General features: G+C 30.5%; 21 protein-coding genes and 1 pseudogene. 5 read left to right on the top strand and 17 right to left on the bottom strand.

Annotated elements, in window-relative coordinates; all coding sequences use genetic code 11:
* Positions 1–7: 7 nt before the first annotated feature.
* The 17 genes from ACQ9BO_RS23365 to ACQ9BO_RS23445 all read right to left on the bottom strand — a co-directional run bounded on the left by ACQ9BO_RS23365 (position 8) and on the right by ACQ9BO_RS23445 (position 14,891).
* Positions 8–685: a polysaccharide biosynthesis/export family protein gene (locus ACQ9BO_RS23365; RefSeq protein ID WP_431242688.1), complete on the bottom strand. Its 678-nt coding sequence runs from the start codon at positions 683–685 to the stop codon at positions 8–10.
* 242 nt (positions 686–927) lie between these two features.
* Positions 928–2,196: an undecaprenyl-phosphate glucose phosphotransferase gene (locus ACQ9BO_RS23370; RefSeq protein ID WP_431245196.1), complete on the bottom strand. Its 1,269-nt coding sequence runs from the start codon at positions 2,194–2,196 to the stop codon at positions 928–930.
* Between the two features lie 151 nt (positions 2,197–2,347).
* Positions 2,348–3,460 (bottom strand): DUF1972 domain-containing protein, encoded by a 1,113-nt coding sequence (locus tag ACQ9BO_RS23375; protein ID WP_431242689.1) that lies wholly within the window; start codon positions 3,458–3,460, stop codon positions 2,348–2,350.
* A 21-nt stretch (positions 3,461–3,481) separates the two neighbouring features.
* Positions 3,482–4,702, bottom strand: a complete 1,221-nt coding sequence (locus tag ACQ9BO_RS23380) for a right-handed parallel beta-helix repeat-containing protein (protein WP_431242690.1) — start codon at positions 4,700–4,702, stop codon at positions 3,482–3,484.
* Positions 4,703–5,073: 371 nt separating this feature from the next.
* Positions 5,074–6,294: a glycosyltransferase family 4 protein gene (locus tag ACQ9BO_RS23385; RefSeq protein WP_431242691.1), complete on the bottom strand. Its 1,221-nt coding sequence runs from the start codon at positions 6,292–6,294 to the stop codon at positions 5,074–5,076.
* A 240-nt stretch (positions 6,295–6,534) separates the two neighbouring features.
* Complete coding sequence (locus ACQ9BO_RS23390; protein ID WP_431242692.1) at positions 6,535–6,828, bottom strand: exo-alpha-sialidase; 294 nt, start codon at positions 6,826–6,828, stop codon at positions 6,535–6,537.
* A 5-nt stretch (positions 6,829–6,833) separates the two neighbouring features.
* Complete coding sequence (locus ACQ9BO_RS23395) at positions 6,834–7,169, bottom strand: hypothetical protein (RefSeq protein ID WP_431242693.1); 336 nt, start codon at positions 7,167–7,169, stop codon at positions 6,834–6,836.
* Between the two features lie 77 nt (positions 7,170–7,246).
* On the bottom strand, positions 7,247–7,786 hold the full coding sequence (locus tag ACQ9BO_RS23400; protein WP_431242694.1) for a sialidase family protein: 540 nt from the start codon (positions 7,784–7,786) through the stop codon (positions 7,247–7,249).
* Between the two features lie 92 nt (positions 7,787–7,878).
* Positions 7,879–8,208 (bottom strand): hypothetical protein, encoded by a 330-nt coding sequence (locus ACQ9BO_RS23405; protein ID WP_431242695.1) that lies wholly within the window; start codon positions 8,206–8,208, stop codon positions 7,879–7,881.
* A 14-nt stretch (positions 8,209–8,222) separates the two neighbouring features.
* The gene (locus tag ACQ9BO_RS23410; protein ID WP_431242696.1) at positions 8,223–8,696 is read right to left on the bottom strand and encodes a hypothetical protein; all 474 of its coding nucleotides are present in this window, start codon (positions 8,694–8,696) and stop codon (positions 8,223–8,225) included.
* A 290-nt stretch (positions 8,697–8,986) separates the two neighbouring features.
* Positions 8,987–9,916, bottom strand: a complete 930-nt coding sequence (locus ACQ9BO_RS23415; RefSeq protein ID WP_431242697.1) for a hypothetical protein — start codon at positions 9,914–9,916, stop codon at positions 8,987–8,989.
* Between the two features lie 289 nt (positions 9,917–10,205).
* Positions 10,206–10,679, bottom strand: coding sequence for a hypothetical protein (locus ACQ9BO_RS23420; RefSeq protein WP_431242698.1), 474 nt, complete (start codon positions 10,677–10,679; stop codon positions 10,206–10,208).
* 1,038 nt (positions 10,680–11,717) lie between these two features.
* Positions 11,718–12,164, bottom strand: coding sequence for an HAD family hydrolase (locus tag ACQ9BO_RS23425; RefSeq protein ID WP_431242699.1), 447 nt, complete (start codon positions 12,162–12,164; stop codon positions 11,718–11,720).
* Positions 12,151–12,849 (bottom strand): cytidylyltransferase domain-containing protein, encoded by a 699-nt coding sequence (locus tag ACQ9BO_RS23430; RefSeq protein ID WP_431242700.1) that lies wholly within the window; start codon positions 12,847–12,849, stop codon positions 12,151–12,153. Before ACQ9BO_RS23430 ends, ACQ9BO_RS23425 begins: the two co-directional genes overlap by 14 nt.
* Before the next feature lie 137 nt (positions 12,850–12,986).
* Complete coding sequence (locus ACQ9BO_RS23435; protein ID WP_431242701.1) at positions 12,987–13,214, bottom strand: hypothetical protein; 228 nt, start codon at positions 13,212–13,214, stop codon at positions 12,987–12,989.
* 152 nt (positions 13,215–13,366) lie between these two features.
* Positions 13,367–14,386, bottom strand: a complete 1,020-nt coding sequence (locus ACQ9BO_RS23440) for an aldolase catalytic domain-containing protein (RefSeq protein WP_431242702.1) — start codon at positions 14,384–14,386, stop codon at positions 13,367–13,369.
* A 79-nt stretch (positions 14,387–14,465) separates the two neighbouring features.
* Positions 14,466–14,891: an adenylyltransferase/cytidyltransferase family protein gene (locus ACQ9BO_RS23445; RefSeq protein ID WP_431242703.1), complete on the bottom strand. Its 426-nt coding sequence runs from the start codon at positions 14,889–14,891 to the stop codon at positions 14,466–14,468.
* A gap of 446 nt (positions 14,892–15,337) precedes the next feature.
* Between ACQ9BO_RS23445 and ACQ9BO_RS23450 the strand changes: the two genes are divergently transcribed.
* The 5 genes and pseudogenes from ACQ9BO_RS23450 to ACQ9BO_RS23470 all read left to right on the top strand — a co-directional run bounded on the left by ACQ9BO_RS23450 (position 15,338) and on the right by ACQ9BO_RS23470 (position 18,833).
* A complete protein-coding gene (locus ACQ9BO_RS23450; protein ID WP_431242704.1) occupies positions 15,338–15,646 on the top strand; it encodes a hypothetical protein in 309 nt (102 codons plus the stop codon).
* Positions 15,647–15,939: 293 nt separating this feature from the next.
* Positions 15,940–16,302, top strand: coding sequence for a hypothetical protein (locus ACQ9BO_RS23455; RefSeq protein WP_431242705.1), 363 nt, complete (start codon positions 15,940–15,942; stop codon positions 16,300–16,302).
* Between the two features lie 49 nt (positions 16,303–16,351).
* Positions 16,352–18,213: pseudogene (locus ACQ9BO_RS23460) on the top strand (ABC-F family ATP-binding cassette domain-containing protein).
* A gap of 145 nt (positions 18,214–18,358) precedes the next feature.
* The gene (locus ACQ9BO_RS23465; protein ID WP_431242706.1) at positions 18,359–18,634 is read left to right on the top strand and encodes a hypothetical protein; all 276 of its coding nucleotides are present in this window, start codon (positions 18,359–18,361) and stop codon (positions 18,632–18,634) included.
* Complete coding sequence (locus tag ACQ9BO_RS23470; RefSeq protein ID WP_431245197.1) at positions 18,543–18,833, top strand: FKBP-type peptidyl-prolyl cis-trans isomerase; 291 nt, start codon at positions 18,543–18,545, stop codon at positions 18,831–18,833. Before ACQ9BO_RS23465 ends, ACQ9BO_RS23470 begins: the two co-directional genes overlap by 92 nt.
* Positions 18,834–18,858 lie beyond the last annotated feature (25 nt).

Raw genomic sequence — 18,858 nt, forward strand, 5'->3', positions numbered from 1 at the left:
TTCAATTTTATTTAAAGATTAGGACAGACAACGACACTAGAATAGAAATCGCCGAAATAATTACTGAGGTATTAGGACCTACTGCAGACGCGTTTATTTTAGTCTGATTTGGTTCAACATAAACCACATCATTTTGAGCCAAATAATAAAATGGAGAATTAATAAAATCAGATTTAGTAATATCAACTCTATTATATGATTTCACTCCATTAGTTTCTCTAATAACTAAAACATTATCCCTTTTTCCATAAATCGTCAAGTCTTTCGCCATACTTAAAGCTTCAATTAAAGTGACTCTCTCTGACGCAATAGGATAAGTACCTGGCAAATTAACCTCACCTTGTACTGAAATTTTAAAATTCATTATACGAAGGTTTATAATGGGGTTTTTAATATACGTACCAATTTTATCTTGCAACAATTTTAGCACCTCTGTACGAGTCAACCCGCCTACATGTAATTTCCCAATAATAGGAAATTCAATATTGCCACTTTGATCTACTAAATAAAGTTGAACAGTTTCTTGGCCTCTAGTAATATCCAACCTATTATTATTTGTTGTGCTATAAGTTCTTAAATTAAAAGGAATTGCGACTTCAGGATCATCGGCTGAAACTAAAATCATCAACAAATCATCTGGTTGTAGTTTAATTTCGAAAGAATTTGCATTTTGCTGTGCGACCATATTATCAATGTTCTGATAGTATACTATATCTTTTTTTGATCCACAGGAAAAACATAAAAATAAAAGCAATAAAAAGCTACAAGCTTTAATAAAAAAAGAAGGGTTCAATTTCATCAGGTCTACAATTTACGGGGGCAAATATAAGGATTAAAATATTTTATTTACAGAAAAAACTTAAGTTCTAAAGTGTCTTATAACTCCAATTTAAATCCAGAAAAGTTTATACAAAATTTGAATAAATATTAAAAGGCATTTTCTTCGCCTTTAAATACATTAATAACCGTTTTTATTATTATTTTGATATCTAGCAATAAGCTCCAATTTTCAATGTACCATATATCATATTCTACTCTATTTTCCATATCAATAAGTTCTTTCGTTTCACCACGAAAACCGTTAACCTGAGCCCAACCAGTTATACCTGGCTTTGCATATTGGCGAACTAAATAGTTATTAATCAACTCGCTGTATTGTTTAGTATGATTAACCATATGAGGTCTTGGACCAACAACCGACATATCTCCGAAGAAAACATTAAAAAACTGAGGTAACTCATCGATACTTGTTTTCCTCATAAAGGCTCCAAATTTAGTGACGCGACTATCTCCCTTTACAGCCTGCTTGCTATCGGCGGCTCCATTAAGGCGCATACTCCTAAATTTTAAACAAGTAAATGATCTATTATCTCTTCCAGATCGTTCTTGTTTGAAAAAAATCGGACCTGGAGATTCAATTTTAATAATGAGCATTATTATAGGAAATAGCCATGGAAATATAAAAACTAATACGAATAACGAAAAACAAATATCAAATACTTTCTTTAAAATTCTATTTACAGTCGCTTCTAGAGGCTCTCGTCGAAACATTAATACTGGAGTATTTTCATAAAAAGTCATTTCGACTTTATTTGATTTTGTGTACAACTGAAAATCTGGAATAAACTTGATGCGTACCATATGATGTTCACAAATTTTTACCAATTTGTTTATAACTTCAATATTGTCAATGTGCAACGCTACATACATTTCATCTACTTCTTCATTAATTATAAACTCTTCTATTTGGTTAAACCCACCTAATATAGGATGTGAAATAAACGCAAAAGGATCTACTTTTTCATCAAAAAAACCAAGAAAACGATAACCATACGTTAAATCTTTAGCTAAAATTTTTCGCATACGTTCACCAGTATCATTTGCACCAATGATTATAAAACTTCTAAAATTATAGCCTTTAGCTCTAATATATTTAAGAAGCTTCATTGATAAAAACCTAGAAACCATTAACAATCCAAAGAATATACAATAAAAGTAAATTAAACGTAATCTTGAAATATCACTATATTTCAAAACAACAACAAAAAAAGTGGTTATAGAAACATGGATAATTACTTTCTTTATAGTTCTTTTTAATATGGATTCAATAGGTTCAATTCTAACAATTCTAAAGGAATCTTTATATAACAAAAGTCCAATCCAAACTAGATTTCCTAATAAAGAAATAGTCTGCACTTCTTTCAAAAAAGCTTATCTAGAGTTCCAAATCGCAATAATGCAGATAATACAATAGAGATATTCAATAATATCACATCCCATATTAAAAATATCGCTTTAAAATAACGGGAAAAACGATATTCTGAGAGTTCTTGCAAAATTTTCATACTTATGCTTTGCTTTTTTTAACTTTTAGAATATTTCTAAAATGATTTGCATATTGATCAACAATAAGTTCCCATTCAAATTCATCGGCTATTTTTCTTTTATTTTCAGTCAACATTACTTGGTATTGATTTTCTTCATATATCACATTTAACAAATGATTAGCTACATCATCTCCATTTTTAAAATAGATGGCATCTTCACCCAATATATATCGATTAAAATCATTGTCGTTAGCACAAATCAAACTATTTGATGCCATAGCTTCTAATAGTGAAGGATTAGTACCTCCAACAGTATGACCATGAAAATAAATATTAGAATAATAACGCAAATTATTTAATACTTGTATATTGTAAATTCCACCTATGAACTTAATTTGAGGAGAAACAGAAAATTTATTTTTTAAATAATTACCATATTCCGTTTCGTGATTACCAACTACCAAAAAAGAACGAGAAAGATTTGCTTTGGCAACGCCATCTAAAATAATTTCTATACTATTTTCAGGTTCTAATCTGGCAATCAACATATCATAACTCTGAGGTTGTAAATTATAATCAAATAAGACCTCTGGATTGTTCTTTTCAAAAAGAGTTGCGCCATAAGCTATATAAGTAGAATCTGCTTTATAAGTCTCTTTAAGATAATTTTGAATACCAATAGAATCTGAAATAAGATAGTTACTATACTTAACCCCTAATGACTCTGCATAACGCAAGAATTTTTTAACTTTTTCTGAATATTTTGTTCTCTTCCATTCAAGCCCATCCATATTTGTAGTTACAATAGATTTCTTGGGCATCAACCAACCCCATATTGAACTACTTGTGTAACCTAACTGTAAAATGATATCACAGTTCTGTTTTCTAACATCCAAAATACAATTCAAATCATAAATAAACTGACCTGCAGTTCCTAGTTTATGTTCGGGATCGTAACAATGTACAATTTGAACATCATTCCATTGTTTTTCCTGATAAGGATGATTATGTGAATTATAAACGACAACCTCAAAACCTCTTTTTACCAGACCTAATGCAAGATATTCAGCGCATTGTTCAAAGCCTCCATAATGATTAGGAATACCTCTTGTTCCTAAAATTGCTATTTTCATCAATATATTCTTAAGTTTGAATTACTCTTTTGAAACGGTCGACTTGAAGTCAATTATACTCTTAATCTCTCCGTTATTATAATAAATAAAATTATCGTTATTGCCATAATAAGAGTTATTATCAAAAGACAAACAATTATTTTTATTAAAATCGACCGGTAATCTTAAAGAGGCTGTTCGACCATTTGTAAAAGTATTATCATTAATTTTAACATCTGATCTACCAAGTAGTGGAAAATAAACTAATACATGAACCCCTGCACTAGTATCTGGTCTTACATCATGCGACCATCCATAACCAGCATACATGGATTTATTGTTGGAAAAAGAACAATTTTTAAATCCATCAGGAGAATGCTCCTGCCAGAACTCTATTGCTTGTTCACAGTAAGAGATATTGTTGTGCCTAAAAACAATATTAGAAAACACTTTTAAAGGACTTCTTCCCTGTGCAGTAAATGCGGCATCATAAACATTTTTAATAGAACAATATTCAACATAGCAATTAGTAGCGCTTTCCCAAAATTCAATTCCATTACCATATCTAATAAACCCATTACCAAATCCTTTAAGATAAGCACCTCCAATATTACTAATATCGAGATTCTTCACTCTTACATTCTTCACATTTACGCCTTGAACACCATGACTACCACTCCCTTCTACTCTTAAATCTGATATTGTCAAGTTATTACTTAAAGTTATGATATTTCCCCTGCAGGCAAAATATATTTTGTTGTTGGGTTTTGATAATGCATAAATATATAATACTCCATTCTCGTCATAAAAATCGCCTTCTTTTTTTAGCAAATTTAACGCTTTACACTTATTACCATAAATTTTCCCCTTAATAATTAAAAATCCTACATTTTCATTTTGATTGGATTTCAATCCTCCTAATAAATTGTTATTTATATCTACTTGCCAGACATTTTGAAAATTAGTTGGAAAAATCATATTTGGAGATATGATCCGATATCCACATATCAAAGGTTTAGCACCTTTTCCATATGAAGATATTGTTGTTGGTAAACTGTCTTCAATATTTATTTTAGGAATATTTATATAAAATGTATCATTGGCATGGAATAAATAAGTGTTCCCTTGCTTAAAGTCTTTAAGGGTTTTCCATGGGATTTTAGCCGATGTCCCCGTATTTAAATCATTTCCAGATTGAGAAATAAAATAAATCTTTTGGGAATATCCCTTTATTACAAATATTAGCAAAAGAAAAAATCTCATAACTAAGCGTATATAATTAAACATAAAAAATAAGGAAGAAAATCTGATAAAGATTAATACTTCAAGCGGAATTTATAGTTTATTGAATCGCAATAGTCCTTTAAAAAATCTTTTTTACCAATTGTTATATGAATTATTCCATATAAATTTTGAGTATTATTCCGCTAATCTGATTCATATAATTAGATCACTATATATTTTTTATCAAGAAATCATAGTTGTAGTGAGTCAAAAAATGGTCTTATACTGTAAGATCAATCCCCTTCAATCCAACAATAAATTATAAAACCATTTATACCTCTTAACAACTATTAGGCGAATATCCTTACAATCCTCTTATTCTATCGTTTGTACTTCGTATTTTATCGATATTACTTCTCAAGCACGTCATTATATACTTTTATTAAGCCATCGTAGTGTTTTGCTGGTGAAAAATGTTCCTCAGCAAATTTTCTTGACGTTGCTGACAATTTGGAATAATCATTTTCACTCAATTGCTCTGCTTTTAGAACCGTTGATCTCAACTCGTGCTCGGAACCGGCAGAAAAAAGAAATCCAGAGGTATTTTCTATCACTATTTCTGGTATTCCGCCAATATTTGCACCGATTACAGGTTTTCCTAAGGTTAAAGCCTCAATCACAGCCATAGGATTATTTTCATACCATTCAGACGGAGTTACTACAAACGATGCATTTAAAATCACATTTTGTAATTCTTCTCCCTTTAAAAAACCTAAAAACTCAATATTATCAGTAGCTATTGATCTCAATGCTTCCATTTCCTCACCTGTACCAGCAATTTTTAATTTAATATTCGGTAATCTAGAAAATGCCTGTATTAATGTCTTTAATCCTTTTTCTTTTGACAATCTTCCCGAATATAAAAAATAATCTCCTTTCTTATTATTTGCAACTTTAGCGTCTAGGAAAGGATCAAAGTTATAAAGATGGGAAGTAATGGGTTCAAATTCTTGTTTATATTTATTATGAATTTTTGCAGAAAATTTACTTACAAATATTAACCTGTCAAACATTTTATGTATAGGATAAACTGCATCACGATAATAAGCTTCTAGCGCAAATACAGCACTAAACAATCTGCTTCCTTTAACACACTTATTTGTAATTGCATGGTAATGTTTTTTACCTTCACATTTTTCACAAATTTCATTTTTATTATTCAGGAATAAATAAGAAGAACAAACAAACTTATAATCATGTACAGTTACCACAATTGGAATCTTGTATTCTTTCAATACTTCCAGGATTGAAGACGTTAAGCTTCCATAAAAGATATGCAAATGTGCTAAATCAGGTTTACTTGCTACAATTAGCTCTTTCAACCTTTTCTCTGCATTTTTATTATAAAAAAAGGAAGGAATCCCAATTATTTTTTGCATTAAATTTTGCTTTGTAAAATCATTGTTTAATGCAAAATAATTAGCTTCATTTGATGTTTCATTTTCAACAAAATCCATTGCAAAATGAATAACTTCGTGCCCGCGTTCTCTTAACAAATTTGTAGTATTAAAATAAACACTATCTGAACCGCCCCTTATATAGTGGTATTTATTTATTTGAAGTATTTTCATTATAACATTTTTGGTCTGACTAAATGTATTGAAAGTCTATAGATTCACTTTAGAAGCTGAAAATCAAGAAATTTCAATAAAATATACTCTTTATTCTTATTTGTATTTAATTATAATCATACGCTGTCTATTTACATCATGCTGTATGTAAATAATTATCTTATTTTGATAAAAAATAAATAATTACTAATTCCTATAAATATTCTTGATTATTTAAAAAAATCCGAAAATCTAAACTATTTACAACAAAGTGTTTACTACAACTTTTTTAATGTTTTTTTCATTACCAGTTAAAATATCATTCTCACTAAAGGTCAAATAATAAATAGTCCCTGTTGGTTTTCTTTCAAAATCGTATACAACTTTTAATACTCCATCTTCGTCCTCTACTGCATCAGGATAAGAAACCCAATATCGTGAATCTATCTTTAAAGAATACTTCCAGGTCTTGCCATCATCATCAGAAAGAAATGCCTTTAAGTCTCGACGGATAGTGCTATTGTTAGCAATTAACAAAAGTCTTCCTGATCGCAATTTCTTTAAAAAAATCGTGACGAAGTTGTAGCTCCTATTCCTGTAAACTTTTTAACTTCATCCCAATTTATAACATCTTTACTTTTTGAATAATAAATACCATCTGCTGTTCGTACCATTGCCAAAAAGGTACTATCAGATAGTTCTACCATCATATGCTCATGTATTTGTTTAATTGCCTTTGGTATTGGCAAATAACCATCCTTCTTAAATCCTACTAAACTTCTCTTATTTAAAGAATCATATTGTGCTTCATAAATAGATGCATCACCCCAAAACCAAACAGCGATTGGAAAGTATAGTTTTTTAGTTATGTTTGAATAACATGGCTTATTTAACATAGAACCTTCTGCAATGCGTCTTGGTTTGGTAAACTCAATAATATTATCATTATTTAACTTGAGCTTTGAATACCAAACTACTGACCACTCTTTAACACCTTTTTTTCCACTTTTTTAGACCATGCCATATACAAATTACTAAATCGATCGTTAAAAAAGCTTACATCCATTAATCGTGTACTATCGGCTGGTTTAACACATACTACTAATTTGTCATGCGTCCATGTCTGACCATTATCCTTACTTAAGGATACTGTGATATAATTATCATTTCCCTCTCCATCGCCACCAGAAATCCATCCGACAAATAAATTTTTATACCTGTCCATGCCAATAGAAGCTGTTCCCTGCCATTTCCGATTTTGAAATAAATCATTCTTACTCTGATCTTGAAGAATCACACCCTCTGAATAAGTGGTATCACTTTTTTGAGTTGTCTCTAATAAATTAAAATCAACGCCTTCTAAAGAAACTGGCTTGCTAGTAGACACAGACTGAGAAAATTTTGATTCCTCCTTATCACATGAAAGTAAAAAAAGAGCTACAGAACTGCATAAAAATAATACAACGATGGCGTTGCTTAATTTGATTGAAGTTTTTCGTAAGCCATTAATCATAAAAAACAGTATTAAATGTAATAATTTTCAAAAAGACAATATTAAACAAATTTTGTATACAGATTCTAAAGGCATCCAAATATTATAATTATTTAAGAATATCTTCTAAAGTTGCACGTTGATAAACTTCTAACATCCCCCCTTGTTACATTTTTTACTTCAACTTGATAATTATTTAGATAATCTTTAGCAATAGAATGTGCAAAAATCATTCTTTCACCTACGGTGGCGGACTGTTTATCAGTAAAACCAGAATCTACAATATGTTGTTTCCCAGTAACACTATATGAACAATCAACTCCTAATAAATAAATCTCTTTAAATCCCATATAAACTGCAATTTGAATTAAAGAGTATACTATTGAGTATCCATCATAAACAATCTCAGAAACGTCTGAAGAAAATCCTGATCTTAACTTCATCCTTTCGGGGTGGCTTACATGACCACATTCATATAAAAAAATGGAGTAAACTTTTTTGCGGAAGAATATTTATTATAAATATAATCCCCAACAAAACCAACTGGAATATTTGTAGTACTGATATAGTCTTCCAGCTTTTCATAAACAAAAGGATCCTGAATTCCATAATAAGTCGGGCGCCAATCTGTTTTATCGTAAAGCTTAATAACAGAGTTTACGCTGAAAGTGGTCTCATTTTTTAATAAATCCAGATCGCTAATAGTCAAACTCGGTGCCGTTCCAACAATAAAGCAACGCTCACCTGAGTGTATATTTTTAAACTTTTCAATTTCATTATACTTTCCTTTAGAAAAGAGTCCTTTGCGAACTAAAACACATCTAAAATACTTTAATGAATTTAAAATATGATTATAATAAATACTTTTAATTGTAACACCAATAAAAAATAATAGCTTAACATCCTTTACTTTCTCTATAAACTTACTCATTTTTGAATATATATTTTACTCTTCTTCCATTATTAATAACGATCCCTAAAAAGAAAAAAGACAGACCCCCATGGAGGATTTCACTATACCAGTCGCAATAGTTGTAACACACATCATTAATAATGCCGCAATAACAAATGATCGTGTTTTCGAATTTTGATACTTATGTGAATTTGTCGTATTGAAAATTAGATATAGTATAATTATAAATAGGACAAACCCAATATAACCCAGCTGACCAATAATCATTGCCCAATAATTATCATTTAAAAATTGATTTTCGTCTTCACTCATGCCCCAGAATGAATCAAAACCATATTTTTTATACAATTCAGAATAATGCTGTTTAGCTTCTTCACTACCATATGTTGCAAAGCCTGAACCCAAAGGAAAATAATCATTTGCAATCTTAAAACTGTAACTAAAAAAACCATTCTGGGAGATGTCAAATCCTTAAAATAAGTTTCAATTTGAAATATACTACCCAGAGCGAGCAATAATGCTAATAATATCAAACTTCGTTTCTTTATCTTTTTACGTCTATTAAATAAAAAAATAGCGATTGAAAAAATTATGAATGAGTAAAAAACTCCTTTAGTTGTTAGTATCAAAGAAACAAATCCAAGTATATAATAAATGATAGCAGTTTTATTAGAATAAGAAAGAACAATTATTGCCATAACTGTTAATAAGCCAAAAACAGTAGGAGTATCATATAAAAAATAAACCGCTTTTATTCCATAACGTACTTCGGTCGTAGTCATTCCTATGTCAATTACTTGCGATACAATAGCCAATACTGACCCTATTACAATAAATAACTTTGACCAAACTTGAAGTTTCTTAATTACCTGTATATGCATATCATAATCTATAAGATATCGGACTGTAAGAAAAGCCAACAATGGCTTATAAATTACAAATGCATCAATAAAAACTGAATCAACCCGTTTAATAAGTTTACTTTCAATATTTGACAAGAAACCTATTAAGTAGGAAATAATGAGTAAACTAAAAATAATCTTATCGCTCTTTTTTATTTGCTTATCGGACTTAAACAAAAAAAACAACGTCAGCAGACTAACGACCATCTCATCATAATAATCTAACTTTAACAATATTGCTATTGGGAACAATAATATTGCTAAAGTATACAGTCCACTCTTACTTACCAGCATATACTTGTATAAAGTCAATTTTTTCTTTATAAAGCTTTTCACCCAAATTCTTTCTTCTATTGCAAGAAAGAAATAAAAACTAATGAGAGATGTAATTATAAAAAATAAACCAGACGATAGAATTAACTTCCAAATACCGTCTTCTAATTGAGAAAGAAAAAAATAATTAAAGTCGATGAAAAAAACACCAATCCGAAACACTTAAGTACCACTTGAATAAAAAAGGTCTCGAATTCAATCATTTTAGTTTTCGCGGCATAGAAAAGCCTCACCAACAAAGACAAACAAGAAATAAAAATTTTCACATAGAGTACCCAATAAACATTATATCCTAAAGATAAAAAAAGTAAGAGAGTGCAATGTTAGACAACATAACTAAACTATAAACTATTTGATATCTTTTAATTTTACCTTCTGCCTGTACTGTAATCCACAAAGGAGTTGAAGCTCCTTCTATTAGGAAAGTAATTAAAATTAATCTACAAAGTTCTTTAGCATAAAGAGGAGGTGTAACTAACCATAAATTAAAAAGATAATTAATATTAAATATTAAAGGAAATGCCAAAATCCAGCATAATAGAAAAGAAAGTTTTGAAGAGCTTATAATTAGTTTCTTCAAGTTTAGATCATCGCCCATTGAATACATTTTTGTAATCTGAGGAATATATGCTAATTGAAAATTATAAACGAACTTATTTACAGCTGTGCTTGCCTGATTTGCAATTGACATTGCGGCATTAACTACAACACCAAAGAAAAGATTTATTAAAATATTAGCCCCTTGTATTGAAAGTACTGTAGCCATCCCGCCTAGCAAGGCCCAACTTGTAAAAGAAAATAGTGATTTAAAAACCTCTTTATCATAATGAAATTTAAAAAAAGAACTCCAAACTCCTTAAAACAAAATCTATAGTATACCAAATTAACGACAATAGTTGAGCATGCTAAAAGCATTGCATACAAGATAAGTCGATCCCCTTCAAAATTTAAGCACTTTAAAATAAATACGGCAATTAAAGCAATTCCTCCTTCTAAAATACTTATGTAAGCATAGAATTTCATTTTTTCATGAGAAAGAATTATTGATTCAAATGGCAATCTCAATATCTTAAAAGAAAAATCCAAAATAACAAAATGATATGCCACATAGGTCAGCATCAATTCTGTTATCGGGTATTTTTAAATTACATACTAAATAATGTCCAAAGCATTCACATAAAATAACTACGGTTAAAAAAATTACCAAGTATAGCATATTACTATTATAAAAAATGCTTTTGATCCCTTTAGAGTTCCCCTTTCCCAGTTCATAACTAATAAATCGTTGTGTAGTGGATGATAGGGAGTTCTGAATAAAAGAAAATAATAAAATAAAGCTTGCTATCAAATTCCAAACTCCAAAATCAACAACGCCTAAAACATTTAATACTTCTCTGGAAGTATATAGTGTTACCCCCATTAACACCAACATCCTGACATACAGAAACATGGTGTTTTTTGTAATATTCGATTTCACAATTAATTCTTATTATTTAAAGCCTTATAAATAAACGCTTTACTCTTTTATTAGAGCTTCTATATAACACTTTTTATTAAAATATTCCTATTGAAAAAAAAAAAAATCTTTAACTAAAATTTATTTAAATCAGCAAATTTATTTAAATCAGCAAATTTATTTAAATCAGCAAATTTATTTATGTAACCACTTTTATTACCTAACGCTGGATTGTTATAACCGATAAAAGATATTTCATTAACCTCTGTCGCTTCTAAATCATTAAATGAATCTCCAATTAAACATGTTTCATCATTTTGATACTTTTTTCAGCCAATAAATCTTTTACTAATTCTTTTTTGGAGTTGGTGAACCATGAATCGAAATAAAATATTTTGACAATCCCAATTTTTCGCAAATATATCTAAGTTCATTCCCGTCTGAACCAGAAACAATATGCATATTGTATTTTGTATAATTCTCTTCTATGAAAATTACTGTATCTTTTATCAATAGACTTTCATCTAAAAGACTTTCCAACATTACAGTAGAAAATTGTTTTGCCAATCCTTGAATTTCATCTTCAGTTATTGATTCTTTTCTTATTTCTTCAAAAAAATATCTAAACTTATGATATCTTGATAAACCTCCATTTTTTCGATGGTAATCCATCAAAAGAGAAACTTGTTCTTGAGGATACTTTTGCAAAACAATTTCAAAACCTTTATCACGAACAGGCATTGAATCCATTATAACACCATCAAAATCCCATAGAATTGTTTTAAAATTTTCCATCCAAATGCTTATAAATTAATTCAGCCAATTCAAAGTCATCTTCCCAATCAACATCAAACGACTTAAATCCAGATTGTTCCATTAAAAAAGGTCGCTCTCCAATTCTATCTTGATTATCTACATAAATATCTCGAGAAGCAATAAAAAAAGCACTATCAATTTCGTATAACGACATTAAATCCTGCGTTCTTGGCCATTTAACATCTGTCAATCTATTTATTAAATCATTTTTTTCTTTGGACCATAAAAAATTTTGGATGGTTTTAACGCTCATAAGAGAATCATAACCTTCTGTCAGTCTATCAGAATATGTTTTAATTGCTTTATCATAGTCTTCGCCAGTTACAAAAGGAGAAGTGACATGAGTCCATAAAAAATTTGAACTACTGCAGATTGAAGGAACATACTTTACTAAATCTATTAGATTTGTACTGCTTAATGCCAAATGATCTGGACGCTCAATAATTTTTAATCTACTCTCTTTCTTAGCTATATCATTTCCGAAATCCAGAGATGCTTCATCGTTAGAGGACAAAACTATTTCATCAACTAATTTGGTCTTTAAAAGCTGACCTAACTTAACTTCTAATAGTCCATTAGAAACACCTGCAAAAATTCGGGTATTTTTATTTATAACTCTTTCACTGCCTTTTCGAGTAGGCAAGAATACGCTGACTGTTTCCATACAATTATTTATAAAGTTCAGAATAAACAGATTCCTGACGCAAACCTTTATATTTTGTAGGAGTAACAGATTTTAAAATATAATTGTTCTTTGAAAAATTTCTAAACAAGTATTCATTTTCATTAAACAACTCCAATTTATGCTTGCGTAATTTCACCATTGTATCCATCATATCCACAAAATATCAACTCTTCGACATTCATTTCTTTTGTTAGTTGAAGAACTAAAGCCGTAATTGAGTTTTTATATTTTTCTGTTATATTAATCTCAGAAAGTTGAAAAGAACTTGATTTAAAATTAACTGGTATATAAGTTCCCATTGCTCTAGGAAAAGGTGGTAGTATTGCAACTCTATTATTCGGCACAGAATTAAAAGCTTTTTCTAAACGATGTCCCTCATTTCCGGCTAAACAATGAAATTGTTTATTATCACAATCATTTAAATAAGCTACATTTCTTGAGCTAGAATGTATTATAACAACATCCGGATTCAGCGATAAATAGCTTTTAAGTGCATCTATATGCTCTCTAACACTATCACCTCCCCTACAATCAAAGCTCTTTTAAACACTTCAACTGGATGGTATTCATTCAATGTTTCGTTATCTTTTATTCCTTTCGATTGATTGCTTAAAGCTCGAATTATACTATTATACGAGTAATAACGTTTCCCAACCCAATCCATTACATCCTTCTGAGGCAATGAATTTGCCCCTGAAACCATATAAGGCAAGTTTGTTCCCCACTCATATTCTTTCTGCAATTGTGAAAAAGCATCAGTCACTGAGCTCAAAGCATTAAAATCAACTTCTAAATTGTTTTTTTGATTCAACGCAGTAAGTAACAATTCTGTTTTTAAATTTCCCGCACCACGTCCCATGCCTGTTATCGTTGCATCAACCATATCGGCACCACACTCAATCGCAGTAAGAGTATTTATCAAACCTAATTCTAGATTATTGTGACCATGAAAACCAATTTTAGTTTGCATTTGAGAGCGTACGAGAGCATATATTTCTTTTACATCATTAGGGTAAACACCACCATATGAATCTACCATATAAAAGTAATCTGCAACACCATCAACATATTTTAAATTAGAGAGAAACTCCGGCAAGTTCTTCCATTTTGACATGTACATAACATTGAATCCCAACTCAAATCCCATTGATTTAACCTTTTTGGCCAAATCAATTGCTCTTAATAATTTCTCTGGATCAATAGCAATTCGAACCATAGTGATTATTCCAAGGCAAGGTTTTAACAATTCCTCAACTGTTTCTATGTCAATATTTTTCTCATCTAATATAATTACCAGTTTTTTGTTTGATATCAGAGCTAGCTTTTTCAATACAAAATCGGGGCAATAAAAATATTCGCCATAATATCCTGATAACTTAGGACTTCTATAACCTACTTCTAAATAATCAACCGGCAAATCATTCATTGCCGTTATGTATGTATCAACTAAGTTTTTGTCAAAATCCCAGTTGGTGTAATAACCCCCATCTCGTAATGTACAATCTAGTATTTTCATATATTTTTTATTATAACCTATCATTTACAAACTATAAGGATACATTTCCAACCATTATCCTATCTATAAATGGCAGTAATTACTTCACTTTTTTCAATTCCTTAACCGCAACCTCTTTCCTTAAGCCACTGCTTGAAAAACGGTGATCTCTTGTATTAAAATACAATTCAATGCCCTTCTCCTCACAATAGGTTCTTCCTGAGAAATTTTTATCTTTATACTCATCTCCAAGTATTCGAACATCAATCTTAAAAGCACGTAATATATCATCTAAATCCTGCTCTGTTGCATAAGGAACAATTTCATCAACAAATTTACATCCTTTTAATTGAATATACCTTTCAACAACGGTTTGCGTTGGACTATTTTTTTCAGGACGATCTATTGTTGGATCCGTTTGCAAGCCAACGATCAAATAATCACATTGACGTTTTGCTTCTTCTAGCATTTTAATATGTCCAGCGTGCAAAAGATCAAATGCACTGAATGTGATGCCTATTTTCATATCTTTTTTTGTTTTTTCGAAATTTACAGTTACTTTCAACACACGGCTTCGCCCTTCCAACTCCCAAAATTTGAAAGTAGAAAAATTTGCATTAGCGGCAAATATATTGACAAATTTTAAGTTTTTTTATTAAACAATACTTTAAAAAAGATGTCAAAATAACGACTATCAGCTACAAAACACTGCTTATCAACAACATAAGCACAAAACCGTAAGAATAGCCCTCTAATATTTTTGCAAAAATACATTTCTAAAATGAATACTGAAACACACAAAGAAAGAAATGTCTTAATTTAATACATCTTAAACGTATTTTCATCTTCAGGAATAACATCTTAATTTTTAAAAAATTGTATCTCTAAAAATATTTTTATAAAGTAATTTTCGATAAAATTCTCAATATTTAAAATTACTTTTATCTATCTCATTGAGAGAAAAGTTTATACATGAAAAATTTAGCTTTCTTTTTATTCTTAATATTTAACTCAACTTATTCGCAATCATTTGGCTGTACTGATTTACTGGCTAAAAATTACGATCAAAATGCTCTTGAAAATAACGGCAGTTGCCAATATGAAAATTTAAAACTAAGGCCTAAATATTCTGTAAAACTGAGTGATTCTATAAAGGAAACTTCTGGATTAATTGTTTTTAAAGATTTACTTTGGACGCATAATGACGATCATGACAAAAATATTTATGGGATAGACACTTTAGGAAAAATTCAAAAAAAATTATTCCAGACAAAGTTATAAATCACGATTGGGAAGAAATTTCTCAAGACAGTTCCAGCATTTATATTGGTGATTTTGGAAATAACCTTTCCGGAAACAGAGTTGATTTAAGTATCTTAAAAATCAATAAAGCAGATTTTCTGAATGGCAAACCCACTATAGAAACTATTTCTTTCAAATATTCGGATCAAACTGACTTTTCTCCACAAAAACCCAATACAACTAATTTTGATTGCGAAGCTTTTATAGTAACTAAAGACAGCATTTATCTGTTTACTAAACAATGGAAATTATCCAAAACAAACATTTATGCCTTGCCGAATCAACCTGGAAATCATATTGCGCAATTAAAACAAACAATCGACACCAAAGGCTTGGTCACCGGTGCCACTTATTTGGAGTCAAAAAAACTGGTTGTGCTTTGTGGATATTCCAAACTCGGGAAACCTTTTTTGTATTTGCTCTATGATTTCAAAAATCATGAATTTGATTCAGGAAACAAACGCCGAATCGACCTTCAGCTTTCTTTTCATCAAATCGAAGGAATTGCAACTACAGACGGACTTCACTATTATCTAACAAATGAAACATTGATTCGGAAACCAATTATAAATGTTCCGGCGCAAATTCATTATTTTGATTTAAGCTCAATTCTAAATTCCTACATTCATAAATAATTCGCAAATCGGGAGATAATAGTTTACTTTTGCAAAAAATTTTATTCTTGTGAATTACTTATCTGTAGAAAATATATCAAAGTCATTTGGTGAAAGAGTCCTTTTTGACAACATTTCTTTTGGAATCAACAAAGATCAAAAGATTGCTTTTATAGCAAAAAACGGTTCTGGAAAAACCACTATTATGAGCATCATTAATGGTTTGGACGAACCCGATACTGGACAAGTTGTTTTAAGAAAAGGAATCAGAATGGCGTTTCTTTCTCAAGATAATAATCTGCAAGATGAATTGACAATCGAAGAAAGCATTTTCGCTTCAGACAACGAAACACTTAAGGTCATTGAAGCATACGAAAAGGCGTTAGAAAACCCTTCTGACGAAGAAGCTTACCAAAAAGCCTTCGATGCTATGGATCAGCATAATGCTTGGGATTTTGAAACACAGTATAAACAAATCCTCTTCAAACTAAAACTGGAAGATTTTAAACTTAAAGTTAAAAATCTTTCTGGTGGACAAAAAAACGTCTTTCACTAGCCATAATCTTAATCAATCGTCCTGATTTATTGATTTTGGATGAGCCAACCAACCATTTGGATCTTGAAATGATCGAATGGCTTGAAAGTTATTTTGCCAAAGAAAACATCACATTGTTTATGGTTACGCACGATCGTTTCTTTTTGGAGCGTGTCTGCAATGAAATTCTTGAGCTTGATAATGGAAAATTATATCAATACAAAGGAAATTACTCTTATTACTTACAGAAAAAAGAAGAAAGAATTACTTCTGAAAATGCGAGTATAGATAAAGCTAAAAACTTATTTGTAAAAGAATTAGAATGGATGCGCCGCCAGCCAAAAGCGAGAACAACCAAATCTAAATCACGTCAGGATGATTTTTACATCATTAAGGAAAAAGCTCAAAGCCGACGTAAGGAAAACAAAGTTGAGCTTGAAATCAATATGGAAAGAATGGGAAGCAAAATTATTGAGCTTCACAAACTTTCTAAAAAATTTAAAGATCGTGTTATTCTGGACAACTTTAGTTTTGACTTTCAACGTGGAGAACGTATTGGGATTATTGGTAAAAACGGAACTGGAAAATCGACTTTCTTAAATCTTTTGACAGGAACAATTCCGCCAGACAGCGGACGCGTTGTGAAAGGTGACACTATAAAAGTTGGCTATTATACGCAATCAGGAATTAATCCAAAACCGGGACAACGTGTTATTGACATTATCAAAGAATATGGAGAATATATTCCATTGGCGAAAGGAAAAATTATTTCGGCTTCGCAATTGTTAGAGCGTTTTCTTTTTGACGCCAAAAAACAATATGATTATGTAGAAAAATTAAGTGGTGGCGAATTAAAACGTTTGTATTTATGTACCGTTTTGATTCAGAATCCAAACTTTTTGATTCTAGATGAGCCTACAAATGATTTGGACATTGTGACTTTGAATGTTTTAGAAAGTTTCCTTTTGGATTATCCTGGATGTCTTTTGGTAGTTTCGCACGACCGTTATTTCATGGATAAAATTGTCGATCATTTATTTGTTTTCAGAGGTCAGGGCGAAATCGAAAATTTCCCAGGAAACTATTCTGATTTTAGAGCTTATGAAGACAGTGCCGATGTTGCTCAAAAAGAAGAAAACAAAGCGGAAAAGAAAGACTGGAAACAAAATAATCCGACAGGGAATTTGAGCTTTAACGAGCAAAAAGAATATCAAAAAATCGAAAGAGAAATTAAAGATCTTGAAGCCGAAAAATCTAAAATTGAACAATTATTCTCTGACGGAAAAGTTGCCGATGCCGATATCGAGAAAAAAGCAAACGAACTTCAAAACATAATCAATAAAATCGACGCAAAAGAAGAACGTTGGTTTGAACTTTCTGCTAAATTAGAAGGATAGTCTTTTTGTTTCAAGTTTCAAGTTTCAGGTTTCAGGTTTCAGATTTCAGGTTTTGCTTTAATATTAAAAAAAAACTGAAGACCGAGACCGAGACTGCGACTAAAACTAATTTCCCTATATTTACGAAGTTTAAAATAAATAACACATGAAAAAATTATTAGCCACATTATTTACATTAACACTTTTTATTTCGTGCACAGGCTCTGACAAAGACATTAACACGGCTCCTCCAAAGGATTATTCTGCAGAAAACGACAAAGAAATCACAGATTATTTAGCCAAAAACAATTTGACTGCAACAAAAAGCGAGCACAGGTTTATATTACATCATTACAGAACCAGGAACTGGAAAACAGCCTACAGCGACATCTTCAGTAACTGTTGCCTACAAAGGATATTTAACAAGCGGAAAAGTATTTGATCAAAGTACAAGTAGTGGAGCAACATTTCCATTAAACAGAGTCATTGCTGGATGGACAGAAGGAATTCCGTTATTTAAAGAAGGCGGAAGTGGCATGCTTTTAATTCCGGCTCATTTAGCCTATGAAGATAAAAGCGTTGGCACAATCCCAGCAGGTTCTGTTCTAATTTTTGATGTGAAATTAATTTCTGTAAATTAATTTATATTTCTTAGTAAAATTCAAA

Origin of the sequence: Flavobacterium sp. P21, assembly GCF_050632225.1 — a bacterium.
Classification (GTDB): Bacteria; Bacteroidota; Bacteroidia; order Flavobacteriales; family Flavobacteriaceae; genus Flavobacterium.